This is a genomic window from Methylococcus capsulatus str. Texas = ATCC 19069 (assembly GCF_000424685.1).
In the GTDB taxonomy this organism is placed as follows: domain Bacteria; phylum Pseudomonadota; class Gammaproteobacteria; order Methylococcales; family Methylococcaceae; genus Methylococcus; species Methylococcus capsulatus.
Genome location: NZ_KE384224.1, coordinates 706,817 through 722,782, shown reverse-complemented (window position 1 = coordinate 722,782; position 15,966 = coordinate 706,817). Strand labels below are relative to the sequence as shown.

Annotated in this window: 15 protein-coding genes; 12 read left to right on the top strand and 3 right to left on the bottom strand. The window is 65.0% G+C overall.

Going from position 1 to position 15,966, the window contains the following annotated elements:
• Nucleotides 1–18 precede the first annotated feature (18 nt).
• The 4 genes from H156_RS0114740 to gspD are packed head-to-tail and all read left to right on the top strand — an operon-like array spanning nt 19 to nt 4,847.
• Complete coding sequence (locus H156_RS0114740; protein ID WP_010960415.1) at nt 19–1,137, top strand: PilN domain-containing protein; 1,119 nt, start codon at nt 19–21, stop codon at nt 1,135–1,137.
• A complete protein-coding gene (gspM, locus tag H156_RS0114735; RefSeq protein WP_017365118.1) occupies nt 1,088–1,699 on the top strand; it encodes a type II secretion system protein GspM in 612 nt (203 codons plus the stop codon). Before H156_RS0114740 ends, gspM begins: the two co-directional genes overlap by 50 nt.
• A 2-nt stretch (nt 1,700–1,701) precedes the next feature.
• The gene (locus H156_RS0114730) at nt 1,702–2,385 is read left to right on the top strand and encodes a hypothetical protein (protein ID WP_017365117.1); all 684 of its coding nucleotides are present in this window, start codon (nt 1,702–1,704) and stop codon (nt 2,383–2,385) included.
• A gap of 29 nt (nt 2,386–2,414) precedes the next feature.
• Nucleotides 2,415–4,847 carry a type II secretion system secretin GspD gene (gspD, locus tag H156_RS0114725; protein WP_017365116.1) on the top strand — a complete coding sequence of 811 codons (2,433 nt, stop codon included), beginning with the start codon at nt 2,415–2,417 and terminating at the stop codon, nt 4,845–4,847.
• A gap of 21 nt (nt 4,848–4,868) precedes the next feature.
• Here the strand turns inward: gspD and H156_RS0114720 are convergent, their stop codons facing one another.
• On the bottom strand, nt 4,869–5,570 hold the full coding sequence (locus H156_RS0114720; RefSeq protein ID WP_017365115.1) for a ComF family protein: 702 nt from the start codon (nt 5,568–5,570) through the stop codon (nt 4,869–4,871).
• A 380-nt stretch (nt 5,571–5,950) separates the two neighbouring features.
• Between H156_RS0114720 and bioB the strand changes: the two genes are divergently transcribed.
• The 7 genes from bioB (at nt 5,951) to H156_RS0114685 (ending at nt 12,241) form a co-directional block, all read left to right on the top strand.
• Nucleotides 5,951–6,961 (top strand): biotin synthase BioB, encoded by a 1,011-nt coding sequence (gene bioB, locus H156_RS0114715; protein ID WP_017365114.1) that lies wholly within the window; start codon nt 5,951–5,953, stop codon nt 6,959–6,961.
• Nucleotides 6,958–8,121: an 8-amino-7-oxononanoate synthase gene (gene bioF, locus H156_RS0114710; protein ID WP_017365113.1), complete on the top strand. Its 1,164-nt coding sequence runs from the start codon at nt 6,958–6,960 to the stop codon at nt 8,119–8,121. Before bioB ends, bioF begins: the two co-directional genes overlap by 4 nt.
• Complete coding sequence (gene bioH, locus H156_RS0114705) at nt 8,122–8,886, top strand: pimeloyl-ACP methyl ester esterase BioH (protein ID WP_017365112.1); 765 nt, start codon at nt 8,122–8,124, stop codon at nt 8,884–8,886.
• The gene (gene bioC, locus H156_RS0114700; protein WP_026045911.1) at nt 8,864–9,691 is read left to right on the top strand and encodes a malonyl-ACP O-methyltransferase BioC; all 828 of its coding nucleotides are present in this window, start codon (nt 8,864–8,866) and stop codon (nt 9,689–9,691) included. The genes bioH and bioC overlap by 23 nt, the downstream gene beginning before the upstream one ends.
• A gap of 9 nt (nt 9,692–9,700) precedes the next feature.
• The gene (gene bioD / locus H156_RS0114695; RefSeq protein WP_010960423.1) at nt 9,701–10,387 is read left to right on the top strand and encodes a dethiobiotin synthase; all 687 of its coding nucleotides are present in this window, start codon (nt 9,701–9,703) and stop codon (nt 10,385–10,387) included.
• A 93-nt stretch (nt 10,388–10,480) separates the two neighbouring features.
• Nucleotides 10,481–10,876, top strand: a complete 396-nt coding sequence (locus H156_RS16320; protein ID WP_143708475.1) for a hypothetical protein — start codon at nt 10,481–10,483, stop codon at nt 10,874–10,876.
• 6 nt (nt 10,877–10,882) lie between these two features.
• Complete coding sequence (locus H156_RS0114685) at nt 10,883–12,241, top strand: MBL fold metallo-hydrolase RNA specificity domain-containing protein (protein WP_010960424.1); 1,359 nt, start codon at nt 10,883–10,885, stop codon at nt 12,239–12,241.
• A gap of 5 nt (nt 12,242–12,246) precedes the next feature.
• Here H156_RS0114685 and H156_RS0114680 read toward each other — a convergent pair whose 3' ends face one another.
• A complete protein-coding gene (locus H156_RS0114680) occupies nt 12,247–13,014 on the bottom strand; it encodes a Nif3-like dinuclear metal center hexameric protein (RefSeq protein WP_010960425.1) in 768 nt (255 codons plus the stop codon).
• A gap of 92 nt (nt 13,015–13,106) precedes the next feature.
• Here H156_RS0114680 and H156_RS0114675 point away from each other — a divergent pair, with 92 nt between their 5' ends.
• A complete protein-coding gene (locus H156_RS0114675) occupies nt 13,107–14,603 on the top strand; it encodes a phenylacetate--CoA ligase family protein (RefSeq protein ID WP_010960426.1) in 1,497 nt (498 codons plus the stop codon).
• Between the two features lie 46 nt (nt 14,604–14,649).
• Here H156_RS0114675 and H156_RS16315 read toward each other — a convergent pair whose 3' ends face one another.
• A complete protein-coding gene (locus H156_RS16315) occupies nt 14,650–15,867 on the bottom strand; it encodes an MraY family glycosyltransferase (protein WP_010960427.1) in 1,218 nt (405 codons plus the stop codon).
• Between the last annotated feature and the right edge of the window lie 99 nt (nt 15,868–15,966).

The window sequence follows — 15,966 nt, the reverse complement described above, 5'->3', positions numbered from 1 at the left end:
CACCGACTTTTCAGCACGATGGTGGATTTCAGCAAACCGATAGAACTGGATGTCCAGGCTTTCCTGCGATGGTGGGCGGGGGAGCTGGCCTTTCTGGTTCCGGATCACTTCCGGCGCCTGTTGGGGGGGCGGGCCTCCTGGATCTTCTTGACCTGGCGGGGGGAAACGCTTGATGCGGTTCACCGCACCGCCAACGGGGCGCGTCCGCTCGGCTCGTTCACACTGGACGACGTCGGCCGTGAGGCCTGGCGCCGGCTGCTGGAAGCGGAGCCCGAACTGGCCGAAAGCCGGACGGTCCTCCGGCTTCTGCCCGATCAATGCATGACGCGCGTGGTCAAACTGCCGCTGGCGACGGAAGAAAACCTGCTGCAGGTCATCGCCTTCGAACTCGATCGTCTTACGCCGTTCAAGCCCGACCAGGTGTATTTCGGGGCACGGCTGATCGAACGGCTCAAGGCGGCGGGACAGATACGGGTGAGTCTCGCCGTGGTGCCGCGGGAAAAGCTGGATCTGATGCTCGAATCCATGATCGCAGCCGGCTGGCGGCCGGATTACGTGGACGTGAGCGAGGACCCCTTCAAGCGCTCCCACCAGTTGCTGCCCGAGCGGTTCAGGGTAAAAAAAAGCCGCTGGAACCGCTGGCTCAACATCGGCTTGGGTGGGCTGGCAGTGGGGCTGATCCTGGCGCTCCTGATCGTGCCGGTCTGGAAAAAGAGCCAGTGGGTCGAGCAACTCGAGGTCGAGGTGCGCAAAGCGGGCAAGGTGGCCAAGGAAGTGGAGGCGCTGCGGCAGGAGGCCGAGCAAATGGTACACGAGATGGGATATCTGGCACAGAAGAAGCGCAAGGACCCGATCGTACTGGACGTGCTCAATGAACTGAGCAAAGTCATGCCGGACGACACCTGGCTTAATGGCCTTCAGTACAAGGAGGGGCATCTCGTCGTCCAGGGACAGTCGCCGTCGGCGTCCAGTCTGATCGCCCGGATGGAGACTTCGGAGGAGTTCAAGAACACCAGTTTCGTGTCGCCGGTCACCAAGGACGTCTCGAATGGTCTGGAGCGGTTCCAGATTGCATCGGATGCGGTCAATGGGAGGTCATCTGAAGCGTCTGCTCAATCTGAAAATCCAGGTCAGTAAGTCCCGGGCCGTGGCCCTGGCTTTGCTGGCGCTGGCTGTCCTGGCCCTGTACGGGTTGATCATGGCGCCACTGTGGGCCTTGTCCTCCGGCTACGACGAGTCGATCGAGAGTCTGCTGTTCCGGCTGAAGCGTTTCCAGACGGTGGCGGCCGAAAGATCGTACTGGGAGGGACGCCTGCAGGAAATCCGCAACGAGGGCGAGCAGGCGAAGAACCTGTTTTCCCAGGCCACGCCCGCCCTGGCGGCGGCGGACCTGCAGTCGCGCATCAAGGATACCGTGACCTCCGCAGGGGGCGAGCTGATCAGCACCCAGGTGATCCCCGAGCGCAAGGAAGACCAGTTCACCCGCATTGCGGTGAAAGTCCGTCTGAACGGCAGCACCGAAGTGCTGCGGCAAGTGCTTTACGAGATCGAGTCGGAGCAGCCGGTGCTGTTCGTGGAAAACCTCAACCTCCGCCCGATCCGTGTTCCGCCCCGGCCCGGCCAGAAGCAGGCGGCCATGCCGGACAAGCTGAGCATCGATTTCGATGCGGTCGGGTACATGTCGCAGAAAGCGCCCTGAACATGAAATGGGACATAGGAAAGCTCAATGCCGAGCTGAGGCTGTCGCTGCTGCTCGCCTCGGTCTGTGCGGGGCTGGGACTGTTGCTGGGGGTGGAGTGGTACAGCGTGGACCGCATGCACCGTATACCCGAGGCTCCAAAGGCCGTGGACAAAGCCGCGGCGGACGAACCGGAGCTCGCTCCTTTCGAATTCCCGGACCTCGGCGAATTCGAAGAGCTGGTCGAGCGCCCGCTGTTCGTGGAGGGACGCCGGCCGCCGCCGGAAGTGGTGGAAGAGCCGCCGCCGCCGGTCAGCCGGACGCCGCTCGACCTCAAGCTGATGGGGATGATCTTTTCCCCGACCGGAAAAACCGCCCTGCTGGTCGATCCCAAGGGCAAGTACAAGCGTGTCAAGGAAGGCGGCGTCGTCAGTGGCTGGGTTCTCAAGGAGCTGAAGACCGATCGCGTCATCATGCAGCAGGATGGGGAGATCAAGGAACTCCCGCTCCTGAAGGTCAAGCCGAAACTTGCAGCCGGCGGAGCGCCGCAGCCGCCCCAGGAGGCCAAGCCCGGCAAGAAGCCCCCGGCCGGCAACCAGTCCCCGGATGCCGAGACACTGGAAGAGGAGGAGGGCGAAATGGGCGAGCCCGACGAGGATACCGAAAGCGACGGTGCCGAAGACACAGAGGATCAAAGCGATGAGTAAGCCGTTCAACGAGTTGCAAGCGACCGTGCATGCCTAAGTTCATTCAAAGAATCGCCGCCGTCTCGGTAGCGGCGGCCCTCGGCCTGAGTGGCTGCGAGTCGCTGCTGCCCGACTTTTACAAAAAGCCGGTTTCACCGGAGAGCCTGAAGATCGAGAAGGTGTCGACCGAGCCTCCGCCCGCGCCGCTGGCGGAGGCTCAGACCGACATGCTCAAGAAGCCGGAGTACTATCCGCGGAAGGGGGCCGTGGTCAATCCGCCGTCCGCCGGCGGTGGCGGCTACCCGGGTTCCGCCACTACGTCCTCCGCTGGCGGCGGTGCGACCGGGAAAGGAGGCGGCCGCACCTCGCCCCGGAAAGAAGGCAAGTACACCCTCAATTTCGACGACGCCGACCTGTCGGAAGTCACCAAGGTCATCCTCGGCGATACGCTGAAGGTGAATTACGTCCTGAGTCCCAAGGTCACCGGCAAGGTGAGTCTGCAGACCACCCGGCCGCTGACCGAGGACGAGATGATCCCGACGTTGGAGACCCTGCTGCGGATGAACGGGGCGGCGCTGATCCGGGAGGGCGGCATGTACAAAATCGAACCCGACGCCCAGGCGGCGATCAGCGCCTCCGGTCCCGGGGTCGGGCTGGGAATGATGGAGCCGGGTTACCAGTTGCGGGTCATTCCTTTGCGTTACATCAGCGCCGCGGAAATGCAGAAAGTGCTGGAGCCCATCATGCCGCCCAAGGCCGTGCTGCGGATGGACGAGACCCGCAATCTGGTCATGGTGGCCGGTACGGCGGAAGAGTTGGGCGGCGTCATGGAAGCGGTGCAGATTTTCGACGTCGACTACATGCGGGGCATGTCCGTGGCCCTGTATCCGGTCAAGAACGCCGACGTGCCGACCATCGCCGACGAACTGACCAAGGTCCTCGGGCTCGGCGGCAAGGGCGCCATGGGCAACGTGCTGCGCATCCTGCCGATCGAACGCCTCAACGCCATCCTCGCCGTGGCTCCTGAGATGCATCTCCTGCACGAAGTGCAGGACTGGATCGAACGGCTCGACCGCTACAACACCACCCGTACCGGCAATGTCCACGTCTATCGCTGCCAGCACGTGGATGCGGGCGAGCTTGCCCACACGCTGGGCGGGATCTTCGGAGGCGGCGCGGGACGGCAGGGGCCTTCGCTGGCGCCAGGGCTGACCGGAATGGACGTCGGCAGTGGCATATCGAGCGCCTTCGGCTCGGCTTCTGCGACCGCAGGCGGTTTTGGCGGGTCTTCTGCCGGCTATGGCGGCTCGGGAGGGTCCTTTGGAGGCTCGGGGAGTTCATTCGGAAGTTCCGGCAGCAGCGGTTCCAGCATGGGGAGCACGACGGGCAGCATGGGAACTTCCGGCAGCAGCGGCGGACTCGGCCGCTCCGGCAGCGGTGGTTTGGGCGGTTCTGGCGGCGGCCTGGGTACCAGTGGGGGCAGTTTCGGCGGCGCGCGGTCGGGTGCGGGCGGTCAGGGAGCAAGCATGACCCAACTCGGCAACAATGCGCGGGTCGTCGCCGATCCTGCCAACAATGCGTTGATCGTGATCGCCAAGCCCCAGGACTGGAAGGAGATCGAAGCGGTGATCAAGGCCTTGGATGTCTTGCCGCTCCAGGTGCTCATCGACGCCACCATCGTCGAGATCAGCCTGAAAAACGATCTCCAGTACGGATTGAAGTGGCTGATCAGCAGCGGTAGCAGCACGGAGGCACTGGGCAGCCCGCTTGCTGCCTTGGTAAAGGATTTCATCAACGGGGCCGCTTCCGCGAGTGGGGGATTCAGCTATGCGCTGATCGCCAACGGCGGTAATGTCAAGGTTCTGCTTAACCTGTTGGCGCAGGAAAATCTGGTCAATGTGATTTCCTCACCTTCGCTCATGGTTCTGAACAATCAACAGGCGAAGATCAACGTCGGCGATCAGGTACCGGTGCTAACGGGTACGACGGCCAGCGCGACCATCGGTACCACCCAGTTCAATCAATTCCAGCAGCAGCAGTCGGGTGTCACCCTGCAAATCCGGCCGCGGGTCAATTCCGGCGGCCTCGTTTCGCTGGAGATATTCCAGGCCATATCTACTCCTTCTCCGGTCGAAGTCGGAAGCGGACAGAAAACCTTCCAATTCGCCAATCGGGAAATCCAGAGCGTCGTCGCCGTGCCCAACGGGCAGACGCTGGCCTTGGGGGGACTGATCTCCGATAAGCGCTCCGAGACCCAGACCGGTCTGCCATACCTGAACCAAATCCCGATGATAGGTTGGATGTTCGGGTCCACCGAGATAAAGCCCGAGCGCACCGAGCTGGTGGTGCTCATCACGCCGCGGGTCGTGGAAAAGAAAGGCGACATCAATTCGATCAGCAACGAATTCCGCCGCAAGCTGACCAACCTATACAGAGGCGAGCCGGATGCCCAGCCGGCGGCGGTGGAGCCTTCGACGCCGTGAACTCGAGACCGGCGGCGCGGCTCAGGCCCTCGCCACGGCCCAAACGTCGATCCGCTCGACGCCCGCTGCCCGCAGCGTTCGCGCCAGTTCGCCCGCCGTTGCTCCGGTCGTGACCACGTCGTCGAAAATGGCGACGTGGCGGACGTTGACCTCCCTTTCCACCCGGAAGGCGCCGCGGATGTTTTTTCTCCGCTCATCTGCGGACAGTTCGGCTTGCGGCCGGGTGGTGCGGTTTCGTGTGAGGGCGCGAAACTCCAGAGGGACCAGCAGGTTCCGGCTCAGGTGCCGGGCGATTTCCAGCGACTGGTTGAAGCCGCGCTCGCGGTAGCGGGAAGGGTGCAGCGGAACCGGAACGATGAGTTCGGGCAGTTCCGCATGTGTCCGGAAGTGGGCGGCGGTCAGTTCTCCCAGCGTGCGGGCGCAGGCATGGCGATGACCGAACTTGAGCCCGTGGATCAGATGCCGTATGGGCTCCTCGTAGCGGAACGCCGCGCGGCAGCTATCGAACGGCGGCGGATGCCGCAGGCAGCGTCCGCAAGGGCTGGGGGCGCCTTCGGGCAGGGCCTCGCCGCAACGCAGGCACACGGTGCCGGTCCTGGGAAGCTGGCGCTCGCATGCCCCGCACAGATCCAGTCCCCTTTCCCCGTCGTCGCCGCACAACAGACAGGTGGGCGGATAGATCCAGTTCTGTATAATATTCAGCCAACCGTTTTCAATTTTCATGTTTGCGCGTCGACAGAGGCTGTCGGCGTGTCCATATCCTGAATTGCGATATCGGGTCGTGTGTGAGTTTGGTTAGGCTTGCCCTCATCCCCATCCCTTCTCCCAAAGGGAGAAGGGGCTGAATCACAATGCCGTTGAAATGAGCCGCAGAGATTCGTCGCCACGGCAGGGAGGCCGGGGTCCAGGCGCCATGGACGGTAGTCGGGGCTCACGTCCCTGTGTTTTGGATGCCGGTTTCCTTGCCGGTATGACGGTTCTCCGATTCACAATTCAACAACATGGGGGCTGACTTCCCTCTCCCTCTGGGAGAGGGGCAGGGGTAAGGGGGCTGCCCTTTGCTCACGGCCGGTATCCGGGCCATCCACTGGAGATCGAGTGTAATGCATGCCGAAGTTGCGATAATGACGAACCAGGAACGGGCGGAAGAGCCCGTGCTGCGCCACGACTGGACCCAGGGCGAGGCCGAGGCCTTGTTCGCGCTGCCGTTCAGCGAATTGCTATTCCAGGCCCAGACCATCCATCGGCGCCATTTCGACCCGAACGAAGTCCAGGTCAGCAGCCTGCTGAGCATCAAGACCGGCGCCTGTTCGGAAGACTGTGCCTATTGCCCCCAGAGCGCGCATTACGAGACCGGCGTCAAGCGCGAATCGCTGATGTCGCTGGAAGATGTGCTGGAAGCCGCCCAGCGGGCCAGGGAAGAAGGCGCCACACGGTTCTGCATGGGCGCTGCCTGGCGCAGCCCCCGCGATGGCGACCTGGAGGCCATCGCGGCGATGGTCGAAGGCGTCAAGGCGCTGGGGATGGAAACCTGCGTCACTGCGGGGATGTTGAGCGATGAACAGGCCCGGCGGCTCAAGGAAGCGGGGCTGGATTACTACAACCACAACCTGGATACCTCGGAAAGCTATTACGGCGAGATCATCACCACCCGGACCTACCAGGACCGGCTGGATACGCTGCAACGGGTGCGCGATGCCGGCATGCACGTGTGCTGCGGCGGCATCGTCGGCATGGGCGAATCCGCCGCCGACCGCGCGGGACTGCTGATCGGGCTCGCCAATCTGCCGCGCCACCCGGAAAGCGTGCCGATCAATCTGCTGGTGAGGGTGGAGGGCACGCCGCTGGCCGATACGGCAGCGCTCGATCCGTTCGATTTCGTGCGTACCGTCGCCGTGGCGCGGATCATGATGCCGGCGTCCCGGGTACGGCTGTCAGCCGGCCGTTCGGACATGAGCGACGAGATGCAGGCCCTGTGTTTCCTGGCCGGAGCGAATTCGATCTTCTACGGCGACAGGCTGCTGACGACGGAGAATCCGCAGGCCCAGCGCGATCGGCGATTATTCGCGCGATTGGGGCTGCGCATGGCGGGCTTGGGCTGCTGGGTTCCATGACATTCGATCCGGCCTCGGCCTTGGCAGAGATCAAGGCGCGCGATGCCTACCGGTGGAGGCGTATCGTCGAAAGTCCCCAGGACACCCGGGTCGTCATCGACGGCCTCCCCCGGGTCAATTTCTGCAGCAACGATTATCTGGGGCTGGCGAACCACCCCGCGGTGAGAGAGGCCTTTCGGCGCGGCGTCGACCGCTGGGGTGTCGGTTCCGGAGCTTCCCACCTGGTCTGCGGCCACTCTGCGGCTCACCATGCGCTGGAAGAAGAACTGGCGGAATTCACCGGTCGTCCGCGGGCCTTGCTTTTCTCCACCGGCTACATGGCCAATCTCGGTGTCGTCTCCGCCCTGGCCGGGCGCGGCGATACGGTGTTCGAGGACCGGCTGAACCATGCTTCGTTGCTGGACGGCGGCCTCTTGTCCGGCGCCCGCTTCCGGCGCTACCGCCATGCCGATGCCCGCGCTCTCGAAGCCGCCCTGGCCGAGTCCCGCGCCGAGACCCGGCTGGTCGTCACCGACGGTGTGTTCAGCATGGACGGGGATCTGGCGCCTTTGCCGGAGCTGGCGCGCGTCGCCCGGGACGGGCGGGCGTGGCTGATGGTCGATGATGCGCACGGCCTGGGCGTCCTGGGCGCCGAAGGGCGCGGAACCCTGGAGCATTTCGGCCTGGGCGCGCCCGAGGTTCCGGTACTGGTCGGCACCCTGGGCAAGGCGCTGGGTACGTTCGGCGCCTTCGTAGCGGGTTCGGAGTCCCTGATCGACTATCTGATCCAGCGCGCCCGTACCTACGTCTACACCACCGCGCTGCCGCCGGCGGTCGCCGAGGCGACCCGGGTCAGTCTGCGTCTCGTGCGCGAGGAGCCCGAGCGGCGCGAGCGGCTGCGTTGCAACGTGCGGCGTTTCCGTGCCGGCGCCGCGAGTCTGGGGTTCGGACTGGGCGACCTGCCCGGTCCGATCCAGCCCCTCGTGATCGGCGCCAATGCCGACGCCCTCGAAGCCAGCCGTCGCTTGGGCGAGCGGGGCTTTCTGGTGAGCGCCATCCGTCCGCCGACGGTGCAGGCAGGCACCGCCCGGTTGCGGATCACTCTGTCCGCGGCGCACTCGAACGAGCAGATCGACGGCCTGCTCGAGGCACTGGCCGACGCCGTTCCTCAGGAGGCTTGAATGGGGCTGTTCGTCGAGACTTCGGGGCGCGGGCCCGAGGTGGTCCTGATCCACGGCTGGGGCATGCACGGCGGCATCTGGTCCGGTTTCGTGCCGTGGCTGACCGACCGTTTCCGGGTCACGCGGATCGATCTGCCGGGACATGGCCACAGCCCGATGCTGGCGGACTGGTCGCTCGAAACCGTAGCGGGGGCCGTTCTGGAGGCCGTGCCCCGGCCGGCGCACTGGGTCGGCTGGTCGCTCGGCGCGATGGTGGCGCTGGAGGCCGCGCGCATGGCGCCGGGGGCCGTGGCCTCGCTCACCCTGCTGTGCGGCACGCCCCGCTTCGTCGCCGAGCCCGGCTGGCCGGGAATGGAAGCCGTCACGCTGACGCGCTTCGCCGACGGCTTTCTGTCCGACTACGAGGATGCCTGCCGGCGCTTTCTGGCTCTGCAGGCGTGGGGCATGCCGAACGAGCGGGAATTGCTGCGCGGCGTCCGCAGCCAGCTGGCCGGACGGCCGCCGCCGGAGCGGCCGGCGCTCCTGGCCGGTCTGGAGGTATTACGCCACGCCGATCTGCGCGGGGTATTGCGTGAGCTTCCCCAACCGGTGCAGGCGCTGCTGGGCCGGCGTGACCGACTGGTGCCGGTCGAGCTGGGGGATGCGCTGGCCGGGCTGAAGACCGGCCTGGTCAGTCACCGCATCGACGATGCCCCCCATGTTCCATTCCTGACCCACGGAGAACGGACGGCCCGCCTGATCCATGAATTCATTGCCTCGTCCTGACATCGGGCCGTTTGCCGATACGCCCGAAAAGCGTTGGGTCGGCGTCTCGTTCGGTGCGGCGGCCGTCGGCTATGACGGCGTCGCGGCATTGCAGCGGGAGGTGGGCGAGTCGCTGCTGGCCGGCATCCGCCATCTCGGGCCGCCACCGGCCCGCATGCTCGATCTCGGTGCGGGCACCGGCCATTTCTCCGGCTTGCTGGTCGCCGCTTTTCCCACTGCCGAATGTCTGGCCTTGGACATCGCCGAAGGCATGCTCCGGTTCCTGCGCTCCCATCGGCCGGGCGCCGATGGCATGGGCCTCGTCGTGGGCGATGCCGAGGCCCTCCCACTCGCGGACGAGTCGGTCGACCTGATTTTTTCCAACATGGCTTTTCAATGGTGCGAACGGCTGGACCGTGCCATTTCCGAATGCTGCCGGGTGCTTCGTCCGGGCGGCAGGCTGGCGTTCAGCACCTTCGGCGAGGCCACATTGGGCGAGTTGCGGATGGCCTGGCGCGCCGTCGATGGGTACACCCACGTCAATGCCTTCGCGACGCGCCGCTCGGTGGAACAGGAGCTGCGGGCGCAGGGATTCACGAAAATCCGGCTCGACGCAAGGACTCTCCGGCGTGGCTATCCTTCGGTGCTGGCGCTGATGAAAGAGCTGAAGGCGCTGGGAGCGCGAAACCTGACCCGGAACCGGCCGCGCCATCTGCTGAGCCGGCACACGCTGGAACGGGTGAGCGAAGCGTACGGGCGTTTGCCGGGCATGGCGTCCGCCGTGACCGCCAGCTTTGAAGTATTGACCGCATTGGTCGAAAAATGAGGGTGCATCGTGGCACAAGGTTTTTTCATCACGGGAACGGGCACGGGGGTCGGCAAGACCCGAGTTTCCCTGGCGCTGATTCGCGAACTGCGCCGGCGGGGATTACGGGTCGCTGCGATGAAGCCGGTGGCGACCGGCGCGGTGCGGAGGAATGGCAGCCTGCGTCATGAGGACGCCGAACTACTGATGGCGGCGGCGGACGTCCAGGCGTCTTACGAAGATGTCAACGCTTTCGCCTACGAAATGCCGACCTCACCCCATATCGCTGCCAGTCTGGAGAGGCGGCCCATCGACATCGGCGCGATCGTCGCCCGCAGCGAGGCATTGGCGGGCGCGGCCGACTGGGTGATCGTGGAAGGCGTCGGTGGATGGGAAGTGCCTTTGAACGACCATGAGAGGGTATCCGACCTCGCAGAAGCCCTGCATTGGCCGGTAGTTCTGGTCGTGGATCTGCGCCTCGGCTGTCTGAACCACGCGCTGCTCAGCGCCGCGGCGATCGGCCGGTCCTGCGTACGCCCGGCCGGATGGATCGGCAATGTGATCGACCCCGAGTTCCCGTATCTGGACGAATATCTCCACACCCTGGACGAATCGCTGCCGGAGCCGCGTCTGGCCCTGCTACCCTGGTGCCCGGATGGCCATCCGGAATCTTCCGGCCTGGTCCTTTCGGCGGCATTCGAACAGTGGGTGGTATGAGGCGTCGAGGGCTGGTCAGGCGGCCGGTTCGGTGATACCGTCCGCCGTGCTGGAATTCCCCAGCGCACCAGAACGATGTTGAGGAGTCGCAAGATGCGTAAACCGATTGAAAGCCTGATCCTGGTCTGGGTCGCGGTTGCAGGACTCGCCGGCCCGGTCTGCGCGGAGGAGCCGAGTGCAAGCCCGAATCCCCACGCCTCCGGCGGAATGGGCGGCATGGGGCCCGGCATGATGGGGGGCGGTGGCATGATGAGCGAGGAGCAGATGGATCAGCGCATCAAGATGATGCAGGATCACATGCTGCAGATGCACGAGATCATGGACAAGATCCAGGCGGCGACCGACCCTGCGGAAAAGGAGAAGCTCAAGCAGCAGCAGCGCGACATGATCAAGCAGCACATGAAGTCGCACCATCAGATGATGATGCAGATGCAGCATCAAGGCGGAATGAGTCACGGCGGAAGCGCGGGGGCTGCGGCCAAGCCCTGATCCTCCATGGAACTGGGCTTCATCGGCGCCACCGGGACCGTCACCGGTTCCAGATATCTGGTGACCGAGGGGCAGTGCCGCATCCTGGTGGATTGCGGGTTGTTCCAGGGGTTCAAGCAGCTCCGGCTGCGCAACCGTGAACCTTTCCCGGTGGCGCCGGACAGTCTCGCCGCACTGGTCCTGACTCATGCGCATGTCGACCACAGCGGCTATATACCGCTGCTGGCGCGCAACGGTTTCGCCGGACGCATCCATTGCACGCCGGCGACCTTCGACCTGTGCCGGATACTGTTGCCCGACAGCGGCCACCTGCAGGAGGAGGAAGCCGAGTATGCCAACCGGCGCGGTTTCTCGCGCCACCATCCGGCCTTGCCGCTGTACACGCGGGAAGATGCCGAGCGCTGCCTCGATCTGTTCGAGCCGGTCGATTACGGCCGCGAGGTGCGTCTGGGCGGCGAATTCCGGTTCCGCTTCCAGCCGGCGGGACATATCCTCGGGGCGGCTTCGGTGGTGCTCCGGGGCCTGCGTTCCTCCCTCGCCTTCTCGGGCGACCTGGGGCGGCCGAATGATCCGACCATGCGTAGCCCGGCGTCCTGCCCGGCGGCCGATTTCCTCGTGGTCGAATCCACCTATGGCAATCGCCGTCACGCCGCGGAAGACCCGGTGGAAACTTTCGGCGACTATATTGGACGGACCTTTCGCCGCGGCGGCGTCGTGCTGATCCCGGCCTTCGCCGTCGGCCGCGCCCAGAGCGTGCTGTATTGCATTCACCGTCTGAAGGCTGCCGGGAGGATGCCGGACGTTCCCGTTTATCTCGACAGCCCCATGGCTGTCGACGCTACCGAGCTGTTCCGCCGTTACCGCTCTGAGCACCGGCTTTCGTCCGCGGAGGCCGAGGCGGTGTGCCGGACCGCGCGCTACGTCAATACCGCCGAGGAATCCAAGGGGCTGAGCGCCCGGCGGACGCCGATGGTCCTGATATCGGCGAGCGGCATGGCGACCGGCGGACGCGTGTTGCACCACCTCAAGGCCTTCGCTCCGGATCACCGCAATACCGTGCTGTTCACGGGCTTCCAGGCGCCGGGGACGCGAGGCGCGGCGATCCTGGGCGGCGCCGAAGCGGTCAAGATCCATGGCGAATACGTGCCGGTCCGTGCCGAGGTGGGGCTGGTCGAAAACCTGTCGGCCCATGCCGATTACAGTGAGATTCTCGACTGGCTGCGGCAATGTCCCAAGCCGCCGCTCAAGACGTTCGTCACCCATGGCGAGCCCGAGGCTGCGGACTCGCTCCGTTTCCGGATCGAGCATGAACTGGGGTGGGATTGCCGGGTACCCGAATACCGGGAAACGGTCGGTTTGGGATGACGGATTCAGGCCGGGTTCGCACTCGGGATGAAACGGCACTCGACTTCCAGATCGCGTCCGATCCGTTCCATCAGGGCCTGAATGCCGAACCGCTCGGTGGCATTGTGACCGCCTGCATACATGTGTATCCCCGCTTCCTGCGCCTCGTGCCAGTCGTGTTCGCTCATTTCCCCGGTGATATAAGCGTCCAGGCCCGCCTTGGCCGCCTCGGCCCAGCCGCCGTTGGCGCCGCCGGTGATGATCCCGATCGTGCAAACCGGAGCCGTCGCATCCGGCGTGGCCAGCAACACCGGGTGTTCGAGGATTTCCGCCAGCCGCTCGCGCAGCGCCGAGGCCGGTAGACTCTCTCGCAGTCTGCCCCGGACCCCGGTGGGACAGCCCTGATGGTCGCCGAACGGCGCCTGTTCGCCCAAGCCGATCCTGTGTCCCAGCACCGCGGCATTGCCGATTTCCGGGTGGGCATCGAGCGGCAAGTGGTAAGCGAACAGATTGATGGCCTGGCGCACCAGCGGAAACACCCGCCTCGCGAACGGTCCCACCAGCGGCCGGGCGCCGTGGAATTTCCAGAACAGGCCGTGATGCACGATCAGCGCGTCGGCCTGCCATTCGGCGGCCGCGGCGATGGAATGGGCCGTCGCGGACACCGCGAAGGCGATCCGCCGGATTTCCTCCCGTCCCTCGACCTGCAGGCCGTTCGGGCCGTAATCGGCGAATGCGCCGGGATTCAGCAGCCCAGCGAGGAATCGTTCGAGAGCGGAGCGGGTGAGTGCCATGGAGCGCGATGCAAGCCGTGTTGGAATCTTCGATTATCCCTCGAGTCACAGTGGTTCTATCATCTTCAATCTTCCGACCTGGAGACAAGCCCATGACCGTCCCCCTTCTCGCTGATCAGCCGATGCGGTTTCTGGATCGCTCCCTGGAGGATCTGCTGGCCGAACGGCTGGCCTGCGACCCCGGCGTTGCCGCTCTCTCGCTATTCCAGCGGGCGGCGGCGGAGGTGCCTGCCTACCAGTCCTTTCTGGCGGCGCACGGGATTCGGCCGGACGCGGTGCGGACACTCGCCGACTTCGTCCGTCTGCCTTTGACCGACAAACCCAACTACATGCAGGCGTACCCTCTGCCGGAGCGCTGCTGGGGCGGGAACCTGGCGGGCTGCGACAGGATCGCGGTGTCTTCCGGTTCCACCGGCAAGCCGACCTTCTGGCCGAGGGCTCTACACCATGAGCTCGATATCGCCTTGCGCTTCGAACAGGTGTTCCGCGATGCCTTCCAGGTCCACGCCCGCAGTACGCTGGCGGTCGTGTGTTTCGCCCTGGGGAACTGGGTCGGCGGCATCTACACCACCTCCTGCCTGTGGCATCTCGCCCGCAAGGGGTATCCGATCACGGTGGCGACGCCCGGCAACCGCTCCGACGAAATCTTCCGGGTGATCCGCGAGCTGGCGCCGCATTTCGAGCAGACGGTGCTGCTGGGTTATCCGCCGTTCGTCAAAGACGTGATCGATGGCGGCGCGGCCGCGGGGATTTCCTGGGATCGCCATGCGGTGAAGCTGGTGTTCGCCGGCGAGGTGTTCAGCGAGGAATGGCGTTCCCTCGTCTGCGCCCGGATCGGGTCCGACTCGCCCTGCTACGATACCGCATCGCTTTACGGCACGGCCGATGGGGGCGTCCTGGGCAACGAAACGCCTCTGAGCATCGCCATCCGCCGTTTTTTCGCTGCCCATCCCCAGGCGGCCCGCGAGCTGTTCGGCGAATCCAGGCTGCCGACGCTGGTGCAGTACGATCCCTTGAGCCGCTATTTCGAGCTGCACGAAGGCACGCTGGTGGTGACCGGCGACAACGGTGTGCCCCTGCTCCGCTACCACATCGCCGACCGGGGCGGGCTGGTCGGCTACGCCGAGATGCGGGACTTCCTGCGCGACTGGGGGACGCATGATCTCACCGAGTACGGATTCGATCCGGCCTGGGGCGAACGGCCGTTGCCTTTCGTCTACCTGTTCGGGCGGGCCGATTTCACCGTTTCGTATTACGGGGCCAACATCTATCCGGAGAACGTGACGGTCGGGTTGGAGCAGCCCGGCATCGTCGACTGGGTCAGCGGCAAGTTCGTCCTCGAGGCGCCGGAAGACTCGGCGGGCGACCGCGAGCTTCTGCTGACGGTGGAACTGTTGCCGGGCGTGGAGGCAGACGAGGCCAAGGCGGCGAGCATCGCCGAGTCGGTGCGGACCGAACTCCTGCGCCTGAACAGCGAGTTCGCCCATTACACGCCGCGTGCGCGGCAGACTCCGCATGTGGTGCTGCGGCCTTTCGGTGATCCGGAGTACTTTCCCGCCGGTGTGAAGCACCGCTATACGCGGCGTTGAGCCGCGTACCCGATGTCTTTCGAATGCCGATCGCCGGCGGTGCCCCTCAATGGCGCCGGAGCCGCCCGTCGCGGGAGCCGCCGATGTCCCCGGAGGTGGGGCTGACCTCCATCGGCAACTCGGCCGTCTTCGGCAGGCAGTGCCGGACCGACAGGGCATTGAGACTTTCAGACACCGTTGACGGCTGGATAGCGGAATCGGCTTGGTCCAGCCGGCAGCCGTAAGTCGTCAGCCGGTAATGCATCGCGAAAATCCCGATGAACCCGACGGTCAGCCACGAGTCGGGCACTCCCAGATGGTGGCTCATCACTCCGATGGCGCCGAGCACCCCGTTGATGCCCACCAGCAGCCACGAGGTCTGACCCGGCGTCAAGTTTTTCCGCAACAGGATGTGGTGGAGATGCTCGCGGTCCGCCACGAAAGGGTTGCCGCCCCGCAGTCCCCGCTGGAGCATGAGTCTGACCGTGTCGATGACGGGCAGCGCCAGCACCCATGCCACCGCGATGGGTGAGAGGATGCGGTTCGGCCCTCCCTCCACCATCTGGATGGCGACCCAGGACAACGCGAAGCCGAGCAGCATGCTGCCGGAATCACCGAGGAAAGCCGAGGCCTTCTTGCGCAAGGGGTGGCGCACGTTGTAGGCGGCGAAGCCGAGAATGGCCGCCAGCAGAACCCATTCCTTGGGATTTATCGGTTGCCCTGCCAGCCAGGTCGCGACGATGAACCATGACATGGCCGTGATGGCGCAGCCCGAGGCCAAGCCGTCAATGCCATCGGACATGTTGAAGGCGTTGATGAATCCCACCGTGCACAAGACCGTGAAGGGGATGGCGAACAGACCGAGCCGCAGCGAGCCTGTGCCGACGATGTCACCGAGATCATGGATCATCTTTCCTCCCCACACCACCATGATCAGGGCGGCACAGATTTCGGCCACGAGCCGGAATCGCGCGGACAGCCCGTAAAGGTCGTCGATCAGGCCGACCACCAGGACGAGTCCCATCCCCAGCAGCAAAATGGGGGAAACGATTCCGGTGCCGCAGCTCGAGGCGAAGACGAAACCGCCGTAGATGGCCAGCCCGCCGGTGAGCGGGACCAGTCCCTCGTGCGTCTTCCGCCCCCCGGGCCGGTCTATCAGGCCGACGCGTTCGGCGGGTTTGCTCAGCAGGTGGATGAGAAGGGCGGTGAATGCGAGTCCGCCGCCCGAGACCAGGACCGGACTCGCATTGCCGAAGTAGCCAAGGATATCCTCGATCAGTGCCACGGATCTGATGATTTGCCCGAAAAGTGAAGAACGCGCGGCTCTCCGCAACCGCGCGGAATCCAAGCCAGATCAAATTATAGTCGATGGTTCCCGAGGGAG

What these genes read in the sequence shown, in the direction of transcription:
- bioC (WP_026045911.1), top strand. Translation starts at nt 8,864, where the DNA reads ATGAATTCATTGCCTCGTCCTGACATCGGGCCGTTTGCCGATACGCCC.
- gspM (WP_017365118.1), top strand. Translation starts at nt 1,088, where the DNA reads ATGGGAGGTCATCTGAAGCGTCTGCTCAATCTGAAAATCCAGGTCAGT.
- gspD (WP_017365116.1), top strand. Translation starts at nt 2,415, where the DNA reads ATGCCTAAGTTCATTCAAAGAATCGCCGCCGTCTCGGTAGCGGCGGCC.
- H156_RS0114720 (WP_017365115.1), bottom strand. Translation starts at nt 5,570, where the DNA reads ATGAAAATTGAAAACGGTTGGCTGAATATTATACAGAACTGGATCTAT.
- H156_RS16320 (WP_143708475.1), top strand. Translation starts at nt 10,481, where the DNA reads ATGCGTAAACCGATTGAAAGCCTGATCCTGGTCTGGGTCGCGGTTGCA.
- H156_RS0114675 (WP_010960426.1), top strand. Translation starts at nt 13,107, where the DNA reads ATGACCGTCCCCCTTCTCGCTGATCAGCCGATGCGGTTTCTGGATCGC.
- bioF (WP_017365113.1), top strand. Translation starts at nt 6,958, where the DNA reads ATGACATTCGATCCGGCCTCGGCCTTGGCAGAGATCAAGGCGCGCGAT.
- H156_RS0114740 (WP_010960415.1), top strand. Translation starts at nt 19, where the DNA reads ATGGTGGATTTCAGCAAACCGATAGAACTGGATGTCCAGGCTTTCCTG.
- H156_RS0114730 (WP_017365117.1), top strand. Translation starts at nt 1,702, where the DNA reads ATGAAATGGGACATAGGAAAGCTCAATGCCGAGCTGAGGCTGTCGCTG.
- H156_RS0114685 (WP_010960424.1), top strand. Translation starts at nt 10,883, where the DNA reads ATGGAACTGGGCTTCATCGGCGCCACCGGGACCGTCACCGGTTCCAGA.
- bioB (WP_017365114.1), top strand. Translation starts at nt 5,951, where the DNA reads ATGCATGCCGAAGTTGCGATAATGACGAACCAGGAACGGGCGGAAGAG.
- bioH (WP_017365112.1), top strand. Translation starts at nt 8,122, where the DNA reads ATGGGGCTGTTCGTCGAGACTTCGGGGCGCGGGCCCGAGGTGGTCCTG.
- H156_RS0114680 (WP_010960425.1), bottom strand. Translation starts at nt 13,014, where the DNA reads ATGGCACTCACCCGCTCCGCTCTCGAACGATTCCTCGCTGGGCTGCTG.